This is a genomic window from uncultured Meiothermus sp., assembly GCF_937863175.1.
In the GTDB taxonomy this organism is placed as follows: domain Bacteria; phylum Deinococcota; class Deinococci; order Deinococcales; family Thermaceae; genus Meiothermus.
Genome location: NZ_CALMCQ010000061.1, coordinates 1 through 1,875, shown reverse-complemented (window position 1 = coordinate 1,875; position 1,875 = coordinate 1). Strand labels below are relative to the sequence as shown.

The window sequence follows — 1,875 nt, the reverse complement described above, 5'->3', positions numbered from 1 at the left end:
AAGATGGCCTTTTGCCGCTCATTACACATCATGTCCACCAGGGCGGCGGTGTACTGGGGCGTGAGGGGGCTCTGGGTAATGGGGCCAAGTTTGCCGTGCAGGCGGGCCATCAAGGGCAGCCCCACGTGCATGTGGATGTCGGAAACCCCCCTGGCAACCAAATTTGCGAGCAGTTCGTGAAAAGTCATAGGCAATTGCGATTGTAGGTGGACTTCGCAGGGCCGGCTGACCTTCCTGAACGCTGGGCTGTTACGTTAATTTTGGTTGTTTGCGCTTGACAGCGGCCCGGGGGAATTGTCTTGTATCTATCGAGGTTTTGCCCCAGAATGGGGGCGTTACGTGGCATGGTGGTGGCGTTACAAGCCCAGGTTTTAGGGCAGGGGCTTTCGTCCCGACAAACGCGGTCTAGATTAGACTCGAGAGAACGAGGAGGGCGCTATGTACAGAAAAATCCTGATGCCCACGGATGGAAGCGTCTTGAGCCAGAAGGCCATCACCGAAGGCTTACAGCTCGCCAGGAGCATGGGAGCCCGTGTAACGTTCTTGTATGCGGTGGAGAATATCGGCTCGACCCTGTGGATCAGCCCCGAAAGTGTGCCCTATGGCCTCGAGCTGATCGAAGACCTCAAGCGGGTGGGCAGCGAAGCCCTCAGCAAAGCCAGCGAGCTGGCTAAGGCCGCTGGGGTAGAGGCCGAAACCCGGCTGGTCGAAGCCAGACCCCTCGAGGCCATCCTGGCCGAAGCCAAGAACCACGACCTGGTGGTGATGGGCACCCACGGGCGCAGCGGGCTGGATCGCTTCATGCTGGGTTCAGTAACCGAGGCAGTATTGCAGCGCTCGGACAGGCCGGTGCTGGTGTTGCGGAGCAAGTGAAGAAGCCCTCACCCCAGCCCCTCTCCAAAACGCGAAGCGCCCGGGAGAGAGGGTCTTGCTGCACTACAAAAAACATGCTCTCTTCGCATCGTGTTCAGGGGGAATTTCTGGCACAATCGAGGGGTGAGGCTCTCTCGTCGTGCGTTGTTGGGTGCGCTGGCAACCCTGCCGCTGGCCCGTGCACAGAATGCCAGTGCGGCTATCTTCCCCCAGGGGGTGGCCTCGGGCGACCCCAGCGACTCGGGGATGGTGCTGTGGACGCGGGTCGGTCCCGAGCGCTACCGTGCTGGAGCACCGTTGTGGCTGGAGTTGTCCGAATCCCCCGACTTTGTCCCGGCGCTGCTCCGGATCCCGATCAGTACAGCTTTTGGCCCCGAGACCGATTTCACCGTTCAGGTAGATTTCTCGGGTCTGCTGCAGCCTGGGCGGCACTACTACTACCGCTTCCGCTACCTCGAGGTCTATAGCCCCACCGGGCGCAGCAAGACCCTCCCGGCCCCCGGACAAAATCAGCCCATCCGGCTGGGACTGGTCTCGTGCCAGGAGTTCAGCAGCGGCTACTACGCAGCCTACGCCCACCTGGCGAGGGAAAACCTGGACGCCGTGCTGCATCTGGGAGACTTTATTTACGAGTATTCTGCCGACCCCCGCTACCGCCGCCCCCGGGTTCCCCATCGCACTTTTAGCCTGCCTTCCGGCAGCTATCTGGCGGTGAGCCTGGCCGACTTTCGGCAGCTTTACAGAAGCTACCGCGACCCCCTGATGCAGGCTGCGATGGCCGCGCACCCCTTCATTGTGATGTGGGACGACCACGAGTTCGCCAACGACACCTACTGGGATGCGGCCCGGGACGCCCCCGGCGCACCCGACCACCCCTTCAAAAACGCCCCCGAGCGCCTGAAAAAGCTGCGCCTGGAAGCCAACCAGGCCTGGCGCGAGTACGTGCCCAGCCGTTGTACTTTTGAACCCACCGCCAGCGACCCCCGCCAACAGCTTTCCACC

2 protein-coding genes and 1 pseudogene are annotated in these 1,875 nt (G+C 61.8%); 2 read left to right on the top strand and 1 reads right to left on the bottom strand.

Annotated features, from left to right (window positions below):
• Positions 1 to 188 (bottom strand): annotated as a pseudogene (locus tag Q0288_RS02485) (type IV pili twitching motility protein PilT); the annotation flags it as partial.
• A 250-nt stretch (positions 189 to 438) separates the two neighbouring features.
• Between Q0288_RS02485 and Q0288_RS02480 the strand changes: the two are divergent.
• A complete protein-coding gene (locus tag Q0288_RS02480; protein ID WP_299426675.1) occupies positions 439 to 873 on the top strand; it encodes a universal stress protein in 435 nt (144 codons plus the stop codon).
• Between the two features lie 123 nt (positions 874 to 996).
• A partial coding sequence (locus Q0288_RS02475; protein WP_299426672.1) for an alkaline phosphatase D family protein occupies positions 997 to 1,875 on the top strand: 879 nt, incomplete at its 3' end.

Coding starts and splice junctions, on each gene's coding strand:
- Q0288_RS02480 (WP_299426675.1), top strand. CDS start 439: ATGTACAGAAAAATCCTGATGCCCACGGATGGAAGCGTCTTGAGCCAG.